This window comes from Pseudomonas sp. LS-2 (assembly GCF_003605735.1).
GTDB lineage: Bacteria > Pseudomonadota > Gammaproteobacteria > Pseudomonadales > Pseudomonadaceae > Aquipseudomonas.
The window spans coordinates 59,425-80,512 of sequence record NZ_QXTJ01000034.1; the positions used below are offsets into that span (position 1 = coordinate 59,425).

General features: G+C 62.9%; 16 protein-coding genes and 1 pseudogene. 6 read left to right on the top strand and 11 right to left on the bottom strand.

What is annotated here, in order from left to right:
- The first annotated feature begins 44 nt into the window (after nt 1–44).
- The 5 genes from D3M70_RS20195 (at nt 45) to D3M70_RS20215 (ending at nt 5,348) form a co-directional block, all read left to right on the top strand.
- A complete protein-coding gene (locus D3M70_RS20195) occupies nt 45–1,097 on the top strand; it encodes an HlyD family secretion protein (RefSeq protein ID WP_120127454.1) in 1,053 nt (350 codons plus the stop codon).
- Nucleotides 1,098–1,111: 14 nt separating this feature from the next.
- Nucleotides 1,112–2,536 carry an efflux transporter outer membrane subunit gene (locus D3M70_RS20200; protein ID WP_375233001.1) on the top strand — a complete coding sequence of 475 codons (1,425 nt, stop codon included), beginning with the start codon at nt 1,112–1,114 and terminating at the stop codon, nt 2,534–2,536.
- Nucleotides 2,537–2,718: 182 nt separating this feature from the next.
- Nucleotides 2,719–3,909: a CaiB/BaiF CoA-transferase family protein gene (locus D3M70_RS20205; protein ID WP_120127494.1), complete on the top strand. Its 1,191-nt coding sequence runs from the start codon at nt 2,719–2,721 to the stop codon at nt 3,907–3,909.
- A gap of 49 nt (nt 3,910–3,958) precedes the next feature.
- Nucleotides 3,959–4,336, top strand: a complete 378-nt coding sequence (locus D3M70_RS20210) for a VOC family protein (RefSeq protein WP_120127456.1) — start codon at nt 3,959–3,961, stop codon at nt 4,334–4,336.
- Nucleotides 4,337–4,421: 85 nt separating this feature from the next.
- Nucleotides 4,422–5,348, top strand: a complete 927-nt coding sequence (locus D3M70_RS20215; RefSeq protein WP_120127457.1) for a LysR family transcriptional regulator — start codon at nt 4,422–4,424, stop codon at nt 5,346–5,348.
- A gap of 35 nt (nt 5,349–5,383) precedes the next feature.
- Here D3M70_RS20215 and D3M70_RS20220 read toward each other — a convergent pair whose 3' ends face one another.
- From D3M70_RS20220 to D3M70_RS20270, 11 genes and pseudogenes are all read right to left on the bottom strand, one after another.
- Nucleotides 5,384–6,811 carry a lipid II flippase MurJ gene (locus D3M70_RS20220; protein ID WP_120127458.1) on the bottom strand — a complete coding sequence of 476 codons (1,428 nt, stop codon included), beginning with the start codon at nt 6,809–6,811 and terminating at the stop codon, nt 5,384–5,386.
- A 9-nt stretch (nt 6,812–6,820) separates the two neighbouring features.
- Nucleotides 6,821–7,642: an acyltransferase gene (locus D3M70_RS20225; protein WP_120127459.1), complete on the bottom strand. Its 822-nt coding sequence runs from the start codon at nt 7,640–7,642 to the stop codon at nt 6,821–6,823.
- Nucleotides 7,639–9,036: an O-antigen ligase gene (locus D3M70_RS20230; RefSeq protein ID WP_120127460.1), complete on the bottom strand. Its 1,398-nt coding sequence runs from the start codon at nt 9,034–9,036 to the stop codon at nt 7,639–7,641. Before D3M70_RS20230 ends, D3M70_RS20225 begins: the two co-directional genes overlap by 4 nt.
- Nucleotides 9,036–10,133 carry a glycosyltransferase family 1 protein gene (locus D3M70_RS20235; RefSeq protein WP_120127461.1) on the bottom strand — a complete coding sequence of 366 codons (1,098 nt, stop codon included), beginning with the start codon at nt 10,131–10,133 and terminating at the stop codon, nt 9,036–9,038. The genes D3M70_RS20230 and D3M70_RS20235 overlap by 1 nt, the downstream gene beginning before the upstream one ends.
- The gene (locus D3M70_RS20240; RefSeq protein WP_120127462.1) at nt 10,124–11,338 is read right to left on the bottom strand and encodes a glycosyltransferase family 4 protein; all 1,215 of its coding nucleotides are present in this window, start codon (nt 11,336–11,338) and stop codon (nt 10,124–10,126) included. The genes D3M70_RS20235 and D3M70_RS20240 overlap by 10 nt, the downstream gene beginning before the upstream one ends.
- 2 nt (nt 11,339–11,340) lie before the next feature.
- Nucleotides 11,341–12,657: a cellulase family glycosylhydrolase gene (locus D3M70_RS20245; RefSeq protein WP_165869853.1), complete on the bottom strand. Its 1,317-nt coding sequence runs from the start codon at nt 12,655–12,657 to the stop codon at nt 11,341–11,343.
- Nucleotides 12,658–13,836 carry a glycosyltransferase gene (locus tag D3M70_RS20250; RefSeq protein ID WP_120127463.1) on the bottom strand — a complete coding sequence of 393 codons (1,179 nt, stop codon included), beginning with the start codon at nt 13,834–13,836 and terminating at the stop codon, nt 12,658–12,660.
- A gap of 1 nt (nt 13,837) precedes the next feature.
- Nucleotides 13,838–15,831 (bottom strand): annotated as a pseudogene (locus D3M70_RS20255) (exopolysaccharide transport family protein).
- Nucleotides 15,832–15,849: 18 nt separating this feature from the next.
- Nucleotides 15,850–16,623, bottom strand: a complete 774-nt coding sequence (locus D3M70_RS20260) for a polysaccharide biosynthesis/export family protein (protein ID WP_120127464.1) — start codon at nt 16,621–16,623, stop codon at nt 15,850–15,852.
- A 173-nt stretch (nt 16,624–16,796) separates the two neighbouring features.
- Nucleotides 16,797–18,251 (bottom strand): mannose-1-phosphate guanylyltransferase/mannose-6-phosphate isomerase, encoded by a 1,455-nt coding sequence (locus tag D3M70_RS20265; RefSeq protein WP_120127465.1) that lies wholly within the window; start codon nt 18,249–18,251, stop codon nt 16,797–16,799.
- Nucleotides 18,251–19,687, bottom strand: a complete 1,437-nt coding sequence (locus D3M70_RS20270; protein WP_120127466.1) for an undecaprenyl-phosphate glucose phosphotransferase — start codon at nt 19,685–19,687, stop codon at nt 18,251–18,253. Before D3M70_RS20270 ends, D3M70_RS20265 begins: the two co-directional genes overlap by 1 nt.
- Before the next feature lie 467 nt (nt 19,688–20,154).
- Here D3M70_RS20270 and yegS point away from each other — a divergent pair, with 467 nt between their 5' ends.
- Nucleotides 20,155–21,063 (top strand): lipid kinase YegS, encoded by a 909-nt coding sequence (gene yegS / locus D3M70_RS20275; protein ID WP_120127467.1) that lies wholly within the window; start codon nt 20,155–20,157, stop codon nt 21,061–21,063.
- The last annotated feature ends 25 nt before the right edge of the window (nt 21,064–21,088 follow it).

A 21,088-nucleotide genomic window follows, 5' to 3' on the forward strand; every position in this document is an offset into this window, starting at 1 on the left:
TGCCTGCACAAGGCCCATATTCGAGAACACTTGAGAACATCCAGATGAGCATGACTTCGAAACAAACCCTGGCCGTGTGTGGCGCCGTGATCGCGGTGGCGGCTGTCGCTATCTACGGTTTTACCGGGACGGGCGCGGTGCAGAGCACCAACGACGCGTACATCGCTGCGGACTATTCCAACGTCGCGCCGAAGGTGGCGGGCTTCATCAGCCAGGTGCTGGTGGAGGACAACCAGCAGGTCAAGGCCGGCCAGTTGCTGGCGGTGATCGACGACCGCGATTACCAGACCGCGCTTGCCACCTCCGAAGCCGAAGTGCTGACTGCCAACGCGCAGCTCGAACAGGCCAATGCTGTGCTGCAACGGCAGGCGTCGGTGATCTCGCAGGCCGAAGCGGCATTGGCCGCGAGCAAGGCCGAGGTGACCTTCGCCCAACAAGAGCAGGCCCGTTATGACCATCTGGCCGGCATGGGCGCAGGCACGGTGCAAAACGCGCAACAGGCGCGTAATCGTATCGACACGGCCCGCGCCCGCCAGAACAGCGCAACCGCGTCGCTGGCCGCCGATCGCAAGCAGGTGGATATTCTCACCGCGCAACAACACGCCGCCGAAGCCGGAGTGAAGCGCGCCGAGTCCGCTCATGACCAGGCGCGCTTGCAGTTGTCCTACACGCGGATTATCGCGCCGGTGGACGGCATGGTCGGCGAGCGCGCGGTGCGCATCGGCAACTACGTGACGCCCGGTGCCCGATTGCTGTCGGTGGTGCCGCTGAATCAGGTTTACGTGGTCGGCAATTTTCAGGAAACCCAGCTCACCCATGTGACGCCCGGCCAGACCGTTCAGGTGCGGGTCGACACCTTTGCGGGGGAAACCCTCACAGGTCGCGTGCAAAGCATTGCCCCGGCGACCGGTGTGACCTTCGCGGCGATCAAGCCCGACAACGCCACCGGCAACTTCACCAAAGTCGTGCAGCGTCTGCCGGTCAAGATCGTTCTCGATTCGCACCAGCCCTTGTTGGATCGGCTGCGGGTAGGGATGTCGGTGGATGCGAGCATCGATACCCGGTCCGGTGGCGTGGAACAGGTCAGCGCTCGATGAACCCTCACGTGTCCATTTCTTGCGCCACTCAGCGACTGTTCGGGCTTGCCGGTCTGGCGCTGGCCTTGTCGGCGTGTCAGGTCGGTCATGATTTCCACTCGCCGTCATCCACGACGCAGGTGGAGTGGTTGCCGACTCAAGGCGAGCAGGCACCGAGCCGTCCGCAGGCCACACCGATCAACGCACGTTGGTGGGAAGTGTTCAACGATCCGCTGCTCGCGTCGCTGGTTGACCGGGCGACGGCCACCAACCTGGACGTGAAGATCGCCGCTAATCGACTCGAACAAAGCCGTGCCGCACGCCAGGTCGTGGCGGGGGATCAGTTGCCCGGCGTGTCCGCAGGCATGGGTTATCAGCGCGCCCGCAATAGCAGCGACGGCCTGAACGACCCGTCCGGCAACGATGGCAAGTCCGCCTTCAACCTGTGGGACGGCGGTGTGGACGCTTCCTGGGAAGTCGACCTCTGCGGCCGGGTCAAGCGCGAGGTGGAAGCGGCGGATGCCAACGTCGCCGTCTCGGACAATGACCGGCGCGGCGTGTTGCTTGCGATACAGGCGCAGACCGCGCATGACTATCTGCAACTGCGTGGCGTGCAGGAGACCCTGGCCGTGACCCGCGATAACCTCGCCGTGTCGCGCAACAGCCTGGAGCTGTCGAATGTGCGGCTGGCCAGCGGCGTCGCAACCCATCTGGATGTGGCGCAAGCGTCGGCCCAAGTGGCGACGGTAGAGGCACGCATTCCGTCGCTGGAGCAGCGTCAGGCGCAACTGATCAACGCCTTGAGCCTGCTGCTGGCGCAGACGCCTCGCAGCCTGCAGGCCGAGCTGCTCAAAGACACCCGCCGAGCGCCGCTGCCCGCCGCGATTCCCGTGGGTATGCCGCCGGAGCTGGCGCAACGGCGGCCGGACATTCGCCAGGCCGAGGCGCGCATGCACGTGGCTGCGGCCAGCGTCGGGGTGGCGGAGGGCGATTTCTATCCGCGCATCGTGCTGTCGGGCAATGTCGGCTTCCAGTCCCTGCAACTGGCGGATCTCGGCAGTTGGGGCTCTCGCCAGTTCGGCATCGGTCCGCAGTTGAGCGTGCCGATCTTCGAAGGCGGTCGTCTGCGCGGCATGTTGCATCTGCGTGAGGCGCAGGAGCAGGAAGCCGCCTTGAACTACCAGGAAACCGTATTGCGCGCCTGGCAGGAAATCGACGACAGCATGACCCTGTACAACGCCAGCCAGCTAGAGGCGCGCAAATTGCAGGACGCCGTAGCGCAGAACCAGATTGCCCTGAGCACTGCAAAAGAGCAGTACAAGGCCGGTGCGGTGGACTTCGTCAACGTGCTGACCGTGCAGCGCTCGTTGCTGAGCAGTCAGGAGCAGCTGGTCGACAGTTCGACCGCGCAGACCCTGGCATTGGTCGGGCTGTACAAATCCCTGGGTGGCGGGTGGTAAGCCGAGCGTTTCCAGAATAGAAAGACCCGTGGCGAAATCAGGCATTTTCATTGCGGGCTTCTGAGCAGACAATTGCCCGAACGTGTCCGGAGCGCCTGCTTCTGGACCGGCGTTTTCAAGAGCGACTTCTTGAAGAGCGACTTCTTCAAGACGAATTCATCAAGAACAACAAAGGGCACGTCATGCAAAAGCCTTTACAGGGCGTCCGGGTCATCGAACTCGGTCAACTGATCGCCGGCCCGTTCGCGGCGAAAATCCTCGGCGAGTTCGGCGCCGACGTCATCAAGATCGAACCGCCAGGCACCGGCGATCCGCTGCGCAAATGGCGTCTGTTGCACGAGGGCACGTCGGTGTGGTGGGCGGTTTCCTCGCGCAACAAACGTTCGGTGACCCTCGATCTGCGTGAGCCGGAAGGGCAGGACGTGGTGCGCAGACTGATTGCCGAAGCCGACGTGCTGGTGGAAAACTTTCGTCCCGGCACCCTCGAAGGCTGGGGCCTGGGTTGGGAGGCGTTGCACGCGCTCAATCCGAAACTGGTGATGCTGCGGGTGTCGGGTTACGGCCAGACCGGGCCATACCGGGACCGTCCGGGCTTTGGTGTGGTGGGCGAGGCCATGGGCGGCCTGCGTCACCTGTCCGGCGAGCCCGAGCGTACGCCGGTGCGGGTCGGGGTTTCCATCGGCGATTCACTGTCGGCGCTGCACGGCGTCATCGGCGTGTTGCTGGCGCTGCGTCATCGCGACCAGAACGGCGGCGAAGGGCAGCAGATCGACGTCGCGCTGTATGAATCGGTGTTCAACATGATGGAAAGCCTGATCCCTGAATATTCGGTCTTCGGCGCGGTGCGCCAACCTGCCGGCAGCAGCCTGCCGGGGATCGCGCCGTCCAACGCCTACCGCTGTCGCGACGGCCGTTACGCCCTGATCGCGGGCAATGGCGACAGCATCTATCAGCGTCTGATGGCGTTGATCGAACGGCCCGATCTGGCGGCCGATCCCGCGCTGGCGCACAACGACGGACGGGTCAAGCAGGTCGAGCTGATCGACGCGGCGATCTCCGCCTGGGCGGCCAGTCATGACCTGGACGAGGTGTTGAGCCAACTCACCGCCGCACGGATTCCGGCGGGCAAGATCTACGACGCCGCCGACATCGCCAGCGACCCTCATTACAAGGCGCGGGAGATGCTGCTCGAGAGCCAGCTCGATGACGGCACGCCGGTCACCCTGCCAGGCATCGTGCCGAAACTGGGCAGCACGCCGGGTGGGGTCAGTCGCCCGGCACCGACACTGGGCCAGCACACCGACGAAGTGCTGGAAGAGTTGGGCATCGACGCCGGGCAACGGGCCCAATGGCGCGCTCGCGGACTGATCTGAACGAGACCTTGAAGTAGACCTTGAACTAGACCATGAGAGAGGCAAGCCCATGATCGATCACCTCGACCATCTGGTCCTGACCGCTGTCGACGCCGACGCCACGGTGGATTTCTACACCCGGGTGCTGGGCATGCAGCTGGAAACCTTCGGCGCCGGACGCATGGCGTTCCGGTTCGGCAATCAGAAAATCAACCTGCATGTGCGCGGCAAGGAATTCGAACCCAAGGCCCACGTGCCGGTGCCCGGCGCGCTGGACCTGTGCTTCATCGCCGCGATTCCACTGGAACAGGTCATCGCCCGTCTCAACGACGCACGATGGCCGATCATCGAAGGCCCGATCATGCGCACCGGTGCCACGGGACCGATCCGCTCGGTGTATGTGCGTGATCCCGACCTCAACCTGATCGAGATTTCCGAGTTGGCCTGAGTGGGGCGGGTGCGCAGGCGGCAGGTGTTCTCAATGTCGGCCGTTTCCCGCATCATCGGCATCCTCTGCCACCGGATGCCGCCCCATGCCCATGCCCGACATGAATCTGTTGATCGCCCTCGATGCCTTGCTCGAAGAAGGCAGTGTGGTCGGCGCGGCCAGGCGCATGCATTTGAGTCCGGCGGCAATGAGCCGAACGTTGACGCGGGTGCGTGAAGCATTGGGCGACCCGGTGCTGGTACGGGCCGGACGCGGTCTGGTGCCGACGCCTCGGGCCCTGGCGTTGCAGGCACAGGTGCGCAGTCTGGTGGAGCAGGCCAACGAGGTGTTTCAGGCGCGGGATGAGGTGGACATGAGCACCCTGGAGCACTGTTTCAAAGTGCGTTCCAATGACGTGTTCTTTGGCGCCTTTGGTGGAAGACTGGTCGACGCGTTACGCATTCACGCACCCCGCAGCACCTTGCGGTTCGGCCCGGAAGGCGAGGGCGATGACGATGCCCTGCGCGAGGGGCGGATCGATCTGCACGTGACCTCACGGCGCAATTTCGGCCCGGAGATGAAGGTCCAGCTGCTGTTCCGTACCCGCTTCGTTGCGCTGGCGCGTGAAGATCATCCAATCTTCGATGCGCCGATCACACCCGAGACGTTCGTTCGTTACGATCATGTCAGCGTGTCGCGGCGCGGCCGTCCCCATGGCCCCATCGATACCGCACTGGAGTCGCTCGGCCTGGCTCGCCGGGTTGCACTGACCACCCCCAACTTCCATTCGGCGATTTTCTCCACCGCCAGTTCCAATCTGATCGTGTCGATGCCGGAAACCGTGCTCTGGGGCATGCGCGAGCTGGGGCTGCGCATGCGCCCCTTCGTGATCCCGCTGGAGTTCGAGTCGGTTCAGGTGATGCAGGCCTGGCACCCGCGCTTCGACAAGGATCCGGCGCACCGCTGGTTGCGGCAGACGGTCAAGCAGCTCTGCGCCACGGTCGACGAGCGCAACGCCGGGGTATGGCAGTAGCGGTGAGCGTTGCAGTCAACGGCTGCGCACGGGTTTCAGCCAGCGACCGGTCGCCACGGCTTCAACCACAGCCCCAACCCCGCCAGCAACGCTGCGCCATAGGCACCGCTGAGGCCCAACTGCAGCCAGACATTGCTCAGCGGATGCAGCACGGTCGCCGCCAGCAGCATGACGATGGCGCCGAACGCCCACTGCTGACGCCAGGGCACTCGGTCCATCAGTTGCTGGCGACGCATCAGCAGCAAACCTGTCAGGACCGCCCCGCAGACCGCGGCCATGGCGATGCCGATCAAGCCGAAGAAGAACGGCAACACCGCAAGCAGCACGGCATTGAGCAGACTGCCCGCCAGTTCGCAGTTGAGGGGCAGACGCGTGTCGCCCGCGGCATAGGCGTAGCGCGCCAGCAACGCGTTCCAGGCGCCGAACATCAGCGGCACGGCGAACCAGGCCAGCAGGCCGGGCAGCGGACTGTCGGCGGCCTGATCGGGCAGCAAAAGGCTGACCAGCGCCCCGGCCGCTCCGATCAGCCCGGCCACGGCAGGAACGGTCAGCAAGGTCGCGCTGCTCAGGCCCTTGTGCAGCCACGCCGCACGCTCCTGGTCCTGGGCGTTGCTCATCAACCCCAGCAACACTTGATTGAGACTCATCAGGGCAATCAGCGGCAGGCTGATCAATTTGCGCGCCAGATTGACCCACGTCACCGCGCCTTCCCCCAGCAATGACGCGATCATGCGTTCCAGCAATGCCAAGCCCTGACTCGCCAGATTGCTGCTCAGCAGCGGCCCGATCCGCTTGAGCAATTCCCGACCCGCGCCGGGCGCCCGAGACAGATGCCACGGTCGCCAGCCCGCTCTCACCCACGTCGGCAGCAGCACCGGCAACAAAACGCCAGGCATCGACAGGCTCCCCAACAGACAGCAAGCCGCCAATCCAGTGGGGGTCGCCTGTTGCCGCATCAGCGCCAGATACACCACCGGCGGCAGGTTGAACAGCAAGGAGCCCAATCCCGCCAGCACGAAACGCGACCGCGCCTGCAGTGGCACGCAGAGCAGGGCATGCAACAGCAAACCCGGCGCGGACCACGCCAGCCAGCGCAGCGAATCGGTCGCCAGGGCAAAACCGGACTCATCCAGGCCAGGCCCGATCAGCCTCACCCACAGCGACGAACCGACGCTCAGCACCGCGCTCAACACCAGCCCGCAGAGCAACATTCGCGGCACCATCGCGCCCATCCAGTTGTGTTGGTCCTGTGCAGAGCGTTGCTGATAGAGGGGCAGGGCGGCCGCGCTGAGCAGGCCGGCGGCCAGCGCCATGCGCAGGGCTTCGGGCAAAAACAGTGAAACCAGAAACGCATCGCTGCGACCCCCTGCACCCCACGCCGACACCAGCAACCATTCGCGGGCAAACCCCGCTGCCAGGCCGGTGAGGGTCGCGAGGGTCAACCACAGGGTCGCGCCGAACATGGCCGTGTCTCAGTGGAACAAAGTGAACAGGCCTTTGCCGCCCACTTTGTAATTGAGGCCACGGGCGCGCTCGCCTTTGATCTCGGCGTTGGGGCCGCTGACGATGGCATAGGGCGGGATCGGTTTGGACACCACGGAACCACCCCCCACCACCGCGCCTTCGCCGATGTCGGCACCGAACGAGAGCAATGCGCGACTGGCGATCCAGGCGTAGTCGCGGATGTATATCGGGCCCCCGACCGCCCAGAATTCCGGCGCCTTGAGGTCGTGGCCGCCGGCTATGATCAACACGTGAGAAGCAATGGTCACGTGGTCGCCGATGATCAGGCCGCCCCGGGCATCCAGTTGGCAATGCCAGCCCACGGTGCTGTCATCACCGATGCGCAAGCCGTCGACGCCGAGGACTTCGGTGTTGCGCCAGACTGACGAGCCCTTGCCGATCTTCGCCCCGCCCACGCGCAGCCAGAACAGGCGCAGCGTGTGGCTGGGGATCTTGCAGATGAGAATGTTGTAGGCCTGCTCCCAGGTGCGCAACATGCGGTCGCGCAGGGTCGGCCAGTTGATCCCGTACAGCGGAATCAACGCACCGGGGGTTTCGTTGGCCAGCAGCCGGTAAAAGCGCCGGGCCAGTGGCGGCTCGATGCGCGGCTCGATGTTCAGGTAGCTGATGAAGCACAGCGTCTTGTCTTTCATCGGTGTCTCGAAACACACGTCGTTGGCCAGCATCCAGTCGTAGGTGCTTTCCAGTTCCTCGGTGCCGACACCCATCTTGCGCGCGTATTCCGGCAGCGCCTGGCGCAGGTCGTGCGAGTGCATCATGCGATGCTTCATGATCGTTCCCCCGAATCGGATAGCGCGCATTGCGCCTTTTTCTGCAGGCGCCGGGCTTCGTGCAGGTTCAGCCCCAGCAGCAGCCAGAACAGCGCGATGAGCACCGTGGTGAAGCTGAAATAGTGGTCGAAAAAACCGCTCAATAGCGCTGCCATGACCCCGCCGCGGGTGCCGAGCCACAGGGCGGTGTCAGGAGTCAGCGTCACGGCGTTGCCCGCCAGTCGCGCTTCCTTCCACCAACTGACGGTGACCCCGATGAACAGCACCATTCCCGGTACGCCCAGTTTGTAGATGTAGTTCAGCCACAGGTTGGAAATCCCCCAAAGGCCGGTGCCGGGCACGGGCGGATCGACCTTGAAGCCGATGCCCAGCGGGAACATCTTCATGGCATCGGGGAAGTGCGAATACTCGTCGAAGCGCACCGCCGTGCTGGCGTCATGGCTAGAGAACAGCCCCAGCAGACGCTCTTGCAGCGGAGGGTAGAACATCATCAGCAGCGCACCGAGAAACACCCCCGCCATCAGCATGCGGCCGACATAAGGCACCCGCTTGCGCGCCATCCAGCACATCACCGCCAGCAGGCTGATCAACGCGCCACGGGAACCGGTGAACAACAGGCCGGCCGCTGCCAACACCGCCACGGCCACGCCCAGGGTGCGGACCGCGCCCTGGCGCGCCACGGCGATACAGAACGCCAGCGGCAGCAGCATCGCCATCGCCCCCCCGGCGATATTGGGGTGAGTCCACGGCGTGCCCATGCGCGTCGAAAAACCGCTCAAGCCTTCGTTGAGGCTGTCCAGGTTGCTGTAGCCCAGCCCGCCGATGATTGAAATGATTGCCGTCGAATTGCCGTTCTTCAGGTACACCGGAATCGACAGCAACAACAGCAGCAGCGTCCCCAGCAACAGCGCGATGGTCATCTGCTCGCGGGATTTCTCATCGTTCAGCAGGCGCGGTACCAGGAACAGTGGCGACAGGTTGAACAGCCAGCGCACCCAGTTGATCGGCCCGTTGCCCTCGGCGTTGACCGTCAGTTGGCCGACCACGAAAGGCAGGGCACTGAACAGCATCAGCGCGATCAGCCAGCGTTCGGTGCGCAAGAGATTCAGTGGCGGGTTGTACAGGGCGAACAGCCGATGGGCCAGCAGACTGGCCCAGACCAGCATCAGCAGCGCCTCGGACACCGTGGTGCGGACGCCGATCTGCACCGTGGCGTAAGGCACAAAGGTCGCCAGCACACCGAACAGCAACAGGCCGCGCAAAGGGCGTCGAATGATCGTCACCACCGCCGCGATGCCGATCAGCGCCGCCGTCACTTTCAACGCCGGCAGCACCCACACCAGTACGCCGAACAGCAGGGCGATCAGCACGCCAACGGGCATTGCCAGGGGCATCAGCGCAGTTCCTCCAGCAATTCATCGAAGCGCCGGCGATAGGCCTCGACGCCATAGTTTTTGGCCCATGCCTTCAAAGGCTCGGGGTCTTCAGCGTCTGCCGTGGACAGCACGCCCATCAACCGAATCAACGCGCTCTGGTCGGTGGGCGAGAAGCGCGGGCTGTCAGCAGGGGTGACTTCGTCCAGCGACGACCCGCTGGCCACCGCAACCGGGGTGCCGACACCCAGCGCTTCCACCACCGGCAGGCCGAAACCTTCGCCGTAGGAGGGGTGCCACAGGCGCTCGGCCTGGCGGTAGACCTGATGCAACTGACCGTCGCTGATACCGCTGACGATGTGCAGCCCCGGCAGTTCCCGTTGCTTGCTGCTCAGACCGTCAGGGCCACCCACCAGCAACAGGTCCGGGGTTTTCGGGAATTGTCGGCGGGCGACCTGCCAGGCTTCGACGAACCAGGGCATGTTCTTTCGCGGCTCGCGGGTGCCGACGCACAGCCAGTAGCGCTCGGGCAGCGGGGTGTCGAGATCCACCGGCTCGGCGCTGAAACCCTCGACCAGATTGGGCAACACGCGCACCTTGTCGCGTGCCTGGGGGAACAGGCGCACGGTTTCATCGGCGGTGAACTGCGACGGGGTCCAGATGCGGTCGGCCACACGCACCGAGTGACCGATGGACAGCCGATCCGTCTGGCCGTAGATCGTCGCCTTGACCTTCGAGCCATGGGCGTTATTCAGGGTCAACTGGAACAGGTCATGCAACTGCAGGATGTAGCGCACGCCTTCAGGCTTGCGGCCGATGGGCAGGCCCATGTTGAAGTTGCCCAGGTACACCTCGACCTCGGCGTCGCGCAGCGCCTGGGGCAAAAAAAGCGCTTCGAAACGCAGGCGCTCGGGCAGGCGATGAATACCGTCGAGCGGTGTCGCCCAGCGCGGGCAATGGGCGATCCTGCGGATCGGGTGATCGAACGGTGCCACGCTGAACAGCTGCAATTGCACATCCGGATGGGCCCGAAAAGCATCTTCAAGGGCACTGTTCTGCCGACCGATGCCGCTGTTCGGAAAGCCCGTCGCCGGGCGGTAATCCAGTCCTACACGCATGCCTGGGCGTCCTCCTGCCGATGAATCCGGGAATAGATACCTTCCAGCTGGGCTGCCGACACCGACCAGTCATGATACTCGCGCACGTAGGCGCGACCGGCCTCGCCGACTCGCGCCAGCCGAGTGGGTTGCTCGATGGCTTCCACCAGCAGCAGCGCCAGGCCGTGGGCGTCCTCGCAGCCCAGGTAGTGCGTGCCGTTGGCCACCTTGAGCCCCGAACAGCCCTGCGCCGTGGTCACCACCGTCAGCCCGGCGGCCATGGCTTCGAGTACCTTGAGCTTGGAACCGCCGCCTTCACGCAGCGGGGCGAAGAAGATTGCCGCCTCTTTCTGCACGGTGCGCAGGTCCGGAACATAGCCGAGCCAGTCGATGCGATGATCGCCCCAGCGCTCGCGCCACTCGGCGGGCATGGCGTAGCCGCCGATGGTCAGGCGCACCATCGGGTCCAGCTTCCAGACTTTGGGCATGATGTGATCCAGCGCCCACTCCACCGCGTCCAGATTCGGTCCGTATTCGTAGTTGCCGATGAACAGCAGGCGGCGACTGTAGCGATCCGGATTGACCTTGGCGTAGTAATCGCAGTCAACGCCATTGACCACCAGACGGGTGGCGCGGGAGGTCAGGCGGGTGAGGCCCTTGGCGTCGTCTTCGGTGACGGCGATCAGCTCTCGGGTTTGCGCGAACACCCGCTTCTCCCAATGGCGGTAACGCCATTGATCGAAGCGGGTGAAGGGCTTGGCCCAGTCAGGGAAGTGGTGATAGCTGGCCGCGCCTAGACCCGACTCGATGTTGTGCTCGGTCATGACGAAGGGTTTTCCCGTGTGCCGCAGCGGTGCTTCGAAGGGCTGGAAGCTGTAGCTGTGCTCGATCTGGATCACGTCCCATTGTTCCTGCAGCAGCGCTTCGAATGCGTGCTGCAAGGGCGGCGAAAACCCGTTGGCGCTGGCCAGCATGGGCGGGCGGGCGAAGACCATCGCCAGCAGCGTGCGGACACTGCGCAATGGCCGTCTGGGAATCACGATCAGCCGCTCCAGCCAGGGTTCCAGCGCGATGCGGGTGGCGTCGTCCAGTTCGGTTTTCGACTGCACCAGCAGCGTGATGCGATGGCCTCGGGCCGCGAGGTTGCGCAACAGGTGATATTCCCGTGTCTTGCCACCGCTGGTGGTGGGCCACGGTAAATAGGGCAGCGTCCAGAGAATGCGCATGGCTAACGGTCCCAGGCGAGGATTTGCAGGGAGGGCATCAACGGCACGTCGACCCCTTTGGCGTCAGCCAGCGGCGTACGCTGGCCGGTCAACGGGTTGTACAGGTTGGCCGTCTTGATGCCGGGAAAATTCAGGTGCGCACCGCTGGCGCTCCAGGCCATCAGCAGGTGCGAACCGTCCGGGCGGTTCCAGGCGATGGCGTAAAGGTCTTCCGGTACGCTCAGCGCTGGCGGTGGATCGGCCGGGAGCAGCGTCGGGCCGGTGACGTCGAAGAAGTTTTTCAGCGCCGTGTACACCGGCTTCGGCTCGCCCTTGAGGTCCACCAGGCCATAGCCGCGATCCCGGGCGCTGGCCCGTTGATCCAGGTCGCTGAGGTTGAACAGGAAGATGCGCTGATAGTCCATCGTGCTCATCATCGCCAGCCGTCGCAGGGTGTAATCGGCCTGGCCTTGAACGCCGATGATTTGCTGCATTTCCACTGGCCCTTTGTAGCTCGACCAGCCCCATTCGGTGGCCCAGACTTCCTTGACCCCGGCGTCGTGCAGGCTTTTGTTGAGGGCAGTGCCGCGCACCAGGAAATCTCGGTCGCCGACCGAATCGCCTTCCGGGTATTCGGAATAGGGGTGATAGGCAGCAACGATGTTCTGGCCGGCAAGCCCTTGATCCACCATCGATTGCAGCATGTAACCCGTCGAGCCACGCATCTGCCCGTAATACGCCACGCCGGCGGTGACGATCGGCTTGCCCGGCAATGCCCCGCGGATGGCATTGGCGGTGGTGGTCAGCAGGTGGTAATAGGCGACGGGGTCAGCCTGGGGCAGCCAGATGATGTTCGGTTCGTTCCACACCTGCCAGTGACTGACCTGCGGGTAATGCTGGGCGAGGGCGGTCATGCGCTCGGCGAAGATCGCGTCGTCCATGGGCGGGTACTGATCGGCGTTGCTGGCCCCTTGGGGCGCGCTGCTGTCGAAGGTCGCCGAACCCACCAGATAGGCGACGGTGTTGTAGTGGTGGGCGCTGGCGACGTTCATCGCCGCGTCGAGATCGCCGAGATTGTATTGCCCCTGCGCCGGCTCCAGGATCGGCCAGTGCAGGGTCCAGCGAATCCAGTTCAGACCCAGTTGGTCGAGCCGGGTCATCTGCTTCTGATAGATGTCGGGGGTGAAATAATGGAACTGCACGTTGACCCCGAGAAAGTCTTTCCAGGTGACCGTCCGCTGCCCCCGCAGCAGCGTCTCGGCCTGGATGGCCGTGCTGCTCAACGTCATCAGTACACAGGCGCTTACAGCGGTCATGACTCGCAACGCATTGCCCTTCATTCAGCGCACCTCGCATGCTTGTTGGAATAGTTGTTCGAAGCGTTCGGCGGTCAGACTCCAGACCCGCTCGCGGCCAAGAATAGCCGCTCGGTCTGCCCAGCTCTGGGCCAGTTGCGGTTGTTCGCATAGCCGCATGAGCGCGTCCTTGAGGGCCGCGACGTTGCCTTGTGGGTAGATTTCGCCATTGCCGTGGGACACCTCCTCGGCGAACGAGCGGGCATCCGATGTGATCACCCCGCGTCCGCAGGCCGTGGCCCACGACAACGCGCCGCTGGTGCCGCGCAGCTTGCCGAGGATCTTCAGTTTGCTCGACTCGCGGTAGGGCAACACCATCACATGGTGGCTCTGAACGACGTGGGGAATGTCGCCGGCCGGCAGGTCCAGGTGCCAGCCGACCAGGTCTGTGAGCCCTAGTTCACGGATGCGCTGACGCAACTGTTCCAGGTAACTGCCCGAGGGGCCGAAGGCCATTTCCGGCTCGCTGCCACCGGCCAGGGTCAGACGCACGCGCGGGCGCAGTGCAGGCTTGTCGACGAACAGCCGGGCCAGCGCCTCAAGCAGGTCCTCAATGCCTTTGCCCCGGTAGATGAAACCGAAGTACAGCAACTTCAGTGGCCGCAGAGGCGGTAGCGGCAAGGGCGCGATGGGCAGATTGCCGTGGGGGATCACTGCCATCTGCCATGGCTGCAACCCCATGCGTTGCTCAAGGCTGCGATTGCCGGCCTTGGTCAGGGTGACCAGCCGCGTCAACTGCCGCGCCAGTTGCCGCTCCTCATGCAGGCATAGAGGATCGGCCAGCACTGTGGCGATTTCCGGCAACGGCGAGCGCAATGCGTTGGCAAGGGACAACGGCCACGGCAAGCTGGCCCGACGCCAGACCAGTCGCTCCGGATCATGAACGGTGGCGGTCAGCGGCAGGTGTGGAAAGCGCTGGCGCAAGGCGCGCAAGGCATGAAATTCGGCCAGACGGCCGCCGCCGATTTCGGCATGCACCAGATTGATCCCCGACCAGTCCGCTTCGGCCACGCGCTGGCGGGCGGCTTGCGGGTCATTGCCGGTCCCCAGCAGCGGTGTTCTGACCCGCACACCCAAGTCCTCCAGCGCCTGCTTGAGGTGGCCAGCGTAGTCGGCGATGCCGTTCTGTTCCGGCGGCAGCGGGGCGAGGAGGGCAATCTGCATGTCAGCGATGACTCCGCAAGCGGCCCAGCCAGGTCAGTACCTGCTCGGGAATTTCGAAGCGACGACGGTTGAGGATGATGCCATCCACGTGCTTGAACGCCGTGGTCAGGGTCGCCAGCGCGTTCTGCAGCATCGGCACCGTGGAGGTTTCCGCCCGCACCACCAGCGCGATCAGATCGGCGTCACGCAAGTGCACGAAGGCTTGTTGGTTTGAGTAGAAATTCGCGGCATCGATCAACTGGATTTCGCCGGGTTCGGCAGGTCGTCCGTCGCCGATACGAACCCGGTGACCGTGCTCTTCCAGCAGCTTGCGCAGGTGTTCGACCACGAAGCTCACGCCTTCCCCTGAGCGCGCCGAGGTCAGGCCGATGCTCAGTCCTTTCTCGGCCACCTGTTTGAGCGGCAGCACGCTGTACAGGCGATAGAGGCTGGCAGTGAACGCGCTGTTGCGATGGGGCTGTGCCGCGTCGAGGTCCTGCAGGCTGGTCCACAGCGGCACGCCGAACTGCGCTTCGAGCTTGTCGCCATCGTGAATGCGCTGGTCCAGCAAATAAAACAGATACAGCGCCAGCAGGCCGACGCCGAGGCTCAAGGGGATTGCCAGCAGCAACATCAGCAGGCTTTTGGGAAAGACCCGGCTCGGATTCAGCGTCGCTTGTTCGATCACCGCGATGTTGCTGATCCGGCTCTTGTCCAGTTCGCGGTCGATGCGCGCCTTTTCCAGGCTGTCGGTGTAGAGGATGAAGTTCTTCTCCTCGGCGTCCAGTTCGTTTTGCAGACGGGAAATCTGCGGTTCAAGGGACAGCGCCTGCTGACGATCCTTTTCCAGTTGCGCCAATTGGGCGTCGAGTTGCTGCAACTGAATCAGCAGTCGGGAATAGCTGGCCTGCTGGTCGTTGAGGATGTTCTGCAAACGGGTGAAAAGCGGGTTGGGCGCAATGTTTTCCGTGCGCTGCACCGTCGCGGCCTGACTGCTCCAGAGCGCTTTGAGGTTGATGATTTCGTTATCCAGCGCCTTGACCGGTGGCGCACTCTCCTTGAACGAGCGCAGCAGTTCCTGGCGTTCGACTTCCTTGCTGTTGATACGGTTTTGCAGGTCCTGGCGACTCGGATTCAGGGCCAGTTCCTTGCCTGAACTGATCAGGCGCGTCTGCTTGTTGATCTGTTCCTGAATCTTGTCCATGCCGGCCTTGGTCGAGGCGATCGAGCGGGCCGTGTTGTTGCGTTCGGTGCGCAGGTCATTGAGGCCCTGAGCGGTGTCGGCCAGGCGCTGGCTGATGCTCACCGTGCCCGTTGATCGAGCAGTCCCTGAATCTGCTGCTTGTGACTCAGAATGTTGCCCTGGGTGTCCTTGACCTCCTGCTCGTAGAACGCGTACAGGCTGACCCGTCCCAAAGTGCGGGTGCGTTCGTTCTCGTATTGCTCGACCCAGCTTTGGAGCACGGTCTGCGCCACTTCCGGGTTGCTCCAGGTGAACGTCAGTTCCATGACCGAAGAACCGGGTTCATGGCTGACCTTGAAGTTCTTCTCAAGATCCTCCGCCAGCCGTTCCTCGGCCGTGCGTTTCTCCACCAGGCCGACCAGCTCCAGTGCTCCGCGTACGACGCTGACCATGCCCTGAACCGTGGCGCGCACCGCGCCTTTGACCGAGGCGACTAAACCGGTGGGCTGTGGCGCACTGGACAGCGCTTCCATGTATTGCTGCGCCACCAGACGGGTAATGGGGCGGCCGGTGAGCATGCGCTCTTCGTCCAGCAGCGGATCGCGCAGGGCATTGGGCATGATGATCGAAGGGCGGTCGGAATACTCGATCGGGACAGTGCTGGTGTCGCGACCGGGCTTGACCAACAGCAAGGCGGTGGACTCATAACGGTTGGGCAGCAGGAATGCGCCCAGCAGGATGATTGCGAACGTCGCCACTACCGTGATCTGGACTTCGCGCCGAAAAATGAAGAACAGGCGCAACAGGTCGCGCAATGAGCGGATGCTGATCATGTCGGTAGTCCCTTCCGATTAGTTGTTGTCGCGCAAGTTGTAATTCACACCGAAGCCCAACGATTTGGAGAAGGGGATCAATTGGTTGAAGTACAGATTCACGCCGTCGATCCTGTTACCGACCGAGGATTTGGGAACGAACACGACGTCGCCGCGTTGCAGCAGAACAGGCGCAGTGGGCCCGCCACTGCCCGCGTAGAGGAGCTTGCTGTAATCGAAAAAGTAAGTCTTGTAGAGCCCGTCGTCACCCTGACGCAGCAGCGCCACCAGACGCGCGTCCGCATCCGGGTTGATGCCCCCTGCGCCGACCAGCGCCTGTTCCAGATTGGTGACGACCGACACCGACAGATTGGCCGGATTGCGCACGGCGCCGCCCACGAACACCGTATTGCTCGGCGCCTGGCTGATATTGATGGTCAGTGCGGTCTCGCGGTAGACCGGCGCAAGTTTGTCTTCGAGCACTTGGGTCAATTGTGGAACGGTGAGGCCGGCGGCCTTCACCGAGCCGATGTAGGGGTAGGAAAACGTGCCGTCGTTGAGCACCGGAAACAGGGTCAATTCGTAGATCGAGTTGGCCGTGAACGCCGAGATCGACGGCGCTTCGCCGGTGTTGCGCACGATGCGCAAGGTGTCGCCCGCATGGATGCGCTCGGGTGGCAGCGGCTTGCCCGCCAGTGCGCGCCCGGCTGCCTGGGCCGCCTGGATTTGCGGCGACTCCGGCAAGCCGATCCGCGCAGGCGTATTACACGCGCACAGCAGCAGGACGCCGGCGAGCAGCAGCGTGTTTTTCATTGGTCCAGAACTCCTGTCATGCATGAATACGGCTCCCTTGCGGGTAAAACAATCATGTCGGCTGTACTGCCAAGTCCAATGTCTTCGATGTCGCGGCGTAAGAGGGGGGCCTCGCTGTTCAGTTAAGAGCAATCAGCCGCGACGGGCGCGGCTGCTGCCGGTTTTGGTGGTGATCAGACCTTCGGTGCATCCGGTACACGACCATAGACATCGGTGAATCGCACGATGTCGTCTTCGCCCAGGTATTCGCCGCTCTGCACTTCGATCATCACCAGGTCGATCACCCCCGGATTGACCAGACGGTGGGTATGACCGGGTTTGATGAAGGTCGATTCGTTGGTGTCGAGCATGAACTCCCGGTCGCCGTTGGTGACCCGCGCCATGCCGCTGACCACGATCCAGTGCTCGCTGCGGTGATGGTGCATCTGCAGTGACAACGAGGCCTGAGGTTTGACCATGATGCGTTTGATCTTGAAGCGCTTGCCTTCTTCCAGCACCGTGTAAGTGCCCCAGGGGCGCGTCACGGTGTTGTGCAGCAGGTACGCCGGGTGGCCCTGACGCTTGAGCTCCTGAGCGATCACTTTGACCTCTTGAGTGCGTTCGGCATCGGCGATCAGCAAGGCGTCCGGGGTGTCGATGATGATCAGGTTGTCCAGCCCGACCCCGCCCACCAGGCGTTTCTTGGAGTCGATGTAGCAGTTGGTCACTTCATGCAGCACGACCTGGCCGTTGCACTGGTTGCCGTTCTCGTCGGCGGGGGCCAGTTCGCGAATCGCCGACCAGGAGCCGATGTCGCTCCAGCCCAGTTCGCACGGCACGACGGCGACTTTCTGCGAGCGCTCCATCAGCGCGTAATCAATGGAAATGTCCGGCGCCAGGGCGAAGGTCGTGGGGTCCAGCTCCATCTGCAGTTCGTTCTTGCCTTCCTTGCTGTTGCATTGGGTCAGGCAGTGACGCACGGCGGCGAGGACGTCCGGCGCATGGGTTTCGAGTTCCCGCAGCACCACATCGACACGCATGCAGAACATCCCGGCGCTCCACAGGTGCAGACCGCCGTTGAGGTATTCAGTGGCAGTGGCGGCATCGGGTTTCTCGACGAAGCGTGCGACCTGAAACGCGCTGTCGGTCAACGCCTGGCCTTTTTCGATATAGCCGAACCCGGTTTCGGCACGGGTCGGGATCAGACCGAATGTCACCAGCCAGCCTTCATCGGCAAGCTTTTGTGCGTCTTTGACGGCGCGGGCGAACGCTTCGACGTCATGGATCAACTGGTCGGCGGGAAGAATCAGCAGTTGTGCTTCATCGCCATGCAGCGCCTGCACATGCAGCGCGGCGGCAGCGATGGCGGGCGCGGTGTTGCGGCCGAACGGTTCGAGCAGGAAATCCAGGTGAATCCGGTTTTTGTTCAGCAGCCGATAATCATCGACGGTGCGGAAATACACTTCACGGTTGGTCACCGTCAGCAGGCTTTCCACGCCATCCAGACTGCTGGCGCGATTGAAGGTCTTTTGCAGCAGGCTCTCGCCGTCGGGCAAGCGCATGAAAGGTTTGGGCATGGCCTCACGTGAGACTGGCCACAATCGGGTGCCGGCACCGCCGGCGATAATGCAGGGAATAAGGGTGCCCATCAGTAAGCCTCGCGAGAGAAGAGCACTGCCGGAACAGTGCGCAGAAGGATGTATAAATCGAACCAGACGGACCAGTTTTCGATGTATTCAAGATCGAATTCAACGCGCTTTTCGATCTTCTCTACGGTATCTGTCTCACCACGAAAACCGTTTATCTGCGCCAGTCCGGTGATGCCCGGCTTGACTCGATGACGCGAGGTGTACTCCTTGACAGCTTGTTCGAACAGAATGCCGGCGGCCTTCGTGGCCGTGGCATGTGGGCGCGGCCCCACCATTGACATGTTGCCCGCGAACACGTTGAACAATTGCGGCAGCTCATCCAGGCTGGTCTTGCGGATGAAGCGCCCGACACGGGTGACCCTGGGGTCCCCCTTCACGGTTTGTTTCTCGGCGGTGGCGTCCGCCTGGTGGGTGTGCATCGAACGGAACTTGCACACCGTGATCAGCCGGTTGTTGTAACCGTAGCGTTTTTGCCAGAACAGCACAGGGCCGCGGGAATCCAGCTTGATCGCCAGGGCTATCGACAGCATGACCGGCGACAGCAGCACGATCGCCAGGCTCGACAGCACCATGTCCTCGACACGCTTGAACAGCGGCGACCAGCCGCGCAGCGGTACGTCGGAGGCATTGAACATTGGCAGGCTGGCCACTTCGGTAATGCGGTTGTGCGCATGGCGAAAGGCGACCATGTCCGGCACCAGCAAGACATTCACCGGCAACCGCCGCAACTCACGGATGATGTAATCCATGCGGTTCTCTGCCGACCACGGCAGGGCCACCAATACCTGAGTGACTTTCTCCTCGCGGATCAGGACTTCCAGATCCTTGGTGTTGCCCAGCAACGGGAGATTAGCCATGGTTTTGGGCATGCGCCCGATACGGTCGTCGATGAAGCCGAGCACCCCGGAGCGGATGTCCTGATTCTGCAGCATGTATTCGGCCAGGCGCTGGCCATTTTCGGTGGCGCCGAGGATCACCGCATTCTGCAAAAAGAAGCCGCGCGCCATAAGGCGTTTGTAGATCATCAGCAGCAACAGACGCTCGGCGCAGAACAGCGTCAGGCTGGCGACGAACCAGACCATCAGTTGTTCCTGGGAGATGAAGGCGAACAGGTCCATGGCCTTGTGCATGAACAGCAGCACACAGAAGGCCGACGACCAGACGAACAGAATCGTCTTGAAGCGGGTACGGTTTGTGAAGATGGTTTCCGAATACACGCCCAGCGCCTGGAACATCAGCACGCAGACGATACCGAACAGCACCTGCACCATGAGATAGCTATCAGGCGCGGTGGGGGTCTCGGCATTCCAGTAGGCAAGGATCAGGATGCCAGGCAGGACTGAAGTCACTCCATGGACCAGCCTGACGGCGAACAGGAAATACTCGATCAGACTGGTGCGCGTGAGCAGCAGGCTGTCGACCGGTTGCAGTCGCATAAAACGTCCTCACCTCTTCGATCCATGAATCCATGACTGACTTAACTACCCAGCACTCCAGTGATTAAAGTCAATATAATGACTTTTTTACAGGGTAATTCAGAATAAGCCAATTATTTGTCGATTAAGCACCCTCTGGCCCTGTATTTCAATCCCGCCGCCGAGAAAAAGTCCCATTTATTCCCGAACGATGTAGGGCTACGCCCAAATGCAGATCAGTAAATCCCTCAAACGAGTGCTTTGATGAGTAAAGCTGATGAAACAGCAGGTGTCATGCCGAGGAGCGCAAGAGGCAGGGGCGAAACGCCTTCGCAGGGTCACTGATCAAGATTTCAGGCGAGATGGGATCCAACGGTGTCAGGCCTTTTGAGGGTTTTTGCGCTTTCAAAAATAAATGTCATCTCACGGCTTTTTCTGAACCGCCTGAGGTCAACATCTGACGAATCGCATCAGCAGAGGGAAGGAACATGACGGCGCGCAGGGCATTATTGATTCTCCATGGTAAACAGGCGCTCAACGAGGATGTTCGCAATGCCGTGCAGCGCAAGCGCAAGCACGGATGGTCGCTGGACGTGCGATTGACCTGGGAGGCCGGAGACGCGCAACGTCTGGTGAGCGAGGCGCTGGCCGCCGGGCATACACAGATCATCGCCGGAGGGGGTGACGGTACGCTGCGGGACATCGCCGAAGCGCTGGCGCTGGCAGAGAGTGACGCCAGCCTGACCATTCTGCCGCTTGGCACGGCCAACGATTTCGCCCGGTCCGCCGGTGTGCCGCTGGAGATCGAGCGGGCCCTGGATCTATTGGACGTCCCCGCCCGAACGGTGGACATGGGCTCGGTCGACGGACAGTTGTTCCTCAACATGGCCACGGGCGGGTTCGGCAGTCAGGTCACCGCCAACACCTCCGAAGACTTGAAGAAAGTGCTGGGCGGCGCCGCCTACCTGTTCACGGGGTTGTCGCGGTTCAGCGAACTGAAAGCCGCGTACGGCGAGTTGAGCGGCCCCGATTTCCACTGGCAAGGCGACTTGCTGGCGCTTGGCATCGGTAATGGTCGCCAGGCCGGGGGTGGTCATCCGTTATGCCCCAACGCGCTGGCGGACGATGGCTTGCTGGATATCAGCATCCTGCCGGCGCCTCAGGAAGTCGTCGGTACCCTCAAAAGCCTGCTCGAAGGCGGCCTGGGGATCGATAACCTGTTCGTTCGCGCGCGGCTGCCGTGGGTGGAGCTCAAGTCGGCTCAGGGCCTGGACATCAACCTCGACGGCGAGCCGCTGAATGGCGACGCGTTGCGATTCGAAGCCCGGCCGAACGCCTTGCGCATCCATCTGCCAGCGCATTCGCCGCTACTGGGACAATCGAAACGGATCGGGTGACGCGCACAGGAACCCGGGTCACTCA

Excerpts from the sequence above, each read along its gene's own strand:
- D3M70_RS20195 (WP_120127454.1), top strand. The coding sequence starts at position 45 with ATGAGCATGACTTCGAAACAAACCCTGGCCGTGTGTGGCGCCGTGATC.
- D3M70_RS20205 (WP_120127494.1), top strand. The coding sequence starts at position 2,719 with ATGCAAAAGCCTTTACAGGGCGTCCGGGTCATCGAACTCGGTCAACTG.
- D3M70_RS20210 (WP_120127456.1), top strand. The coding sequence starts at position 3,959 with ATGATCGATCACCTCGACCATCTGGTCCTGACCGCTGTCGACGCCGAC.
- D3M70_RS20215 (WP_120127457.1), top strand. The coding sequence starts at position 4,422 with ATGCCCATGCCCGACATGAATCTGTTGATCGCCCTCGATGCCTTGCTC.
- D3M70_RS20220 (WP_120127458.1), bottom strand. The coding sequence starts at position 6,811 with ATGTTCGGCGCGACCCTGTGGTTGACCCTCGCGACCCTCACCGGCCTG.
- D3M70_RS20225 (WP_120127459.1), bottom strand. The coding sequence starts at position 7,642 with ATGAAGCATCGCATGATGCACTCGCACGACCTGCGCCAGGCGCTGCCG.
- D3M70_RS20230 (WP_120127460.1), bottom strand. The coding sequence starts at position 9,036 with ATGCCCCTGGCAATGCCCGTTGGCGTGCTGATCGCCCTGCTGTTCGGC.
- D3M70_RS20235 (WP_120127461.1), bottom strand. The coding sequence starts at position 10,133 with ATGCGTGTAGGACTGGATTACCGCCCGGCGACGGGCTTTCCGAACAGC.
- D3M70_RS20240 (WP_120127462.1), bottom strand. The coding sequence starts at position 11,338 with ATGCGCATTCTCTGGACGCTGCCCTATTTACCGTGGCCCACCACCAGC.
- D3M70_RS20245 (WP_165869853.1), bottom strand. The coding sequence starts at position 12,657 with ATGAAGGGCAATGCGTTGCGAGTCATGACCGCTGTAAGCGCCTGTGTA.
- D3M70_RS20250 (WP_120127463.1), bottom strand. The coding sequence starts at position 13,836 with ATGCAGATTGCCCTCCTCGCCCCGCTGCCGCCGGAACAGAACGGCATC.
- D3M70_RS20260 (WP_120127464.1), bottom strand. The coding sequence starts at position 16,623 with ATGAAAAACACGCTGCTGCTCGCCGGCGTCCTGCTGCTGTGCGCGTGT.
- D3M70_RS20265 (WP_120127465.1), bottom strand. The coding sequence starts at position 18,251 with ATGGGCACCCTTATTCCCTGCATTATCGCCGGCGGTGCCGGCACCCGA.
- D3M70_RS20270 (WP_120127466.1), bottom strand. The coding sequence starts at position 19,687 with ATGCGACTGCAACCGGTCGACAGCCTGCTGCTCACGCGCACCAGTCTG.
- yegS (WP_120127467.1), top strand. The coding sequence starts at position 20,155 with ATGACGGCGCGCAGGGCATTATTGATTCTCCATGGTAAACAGGCGCTC.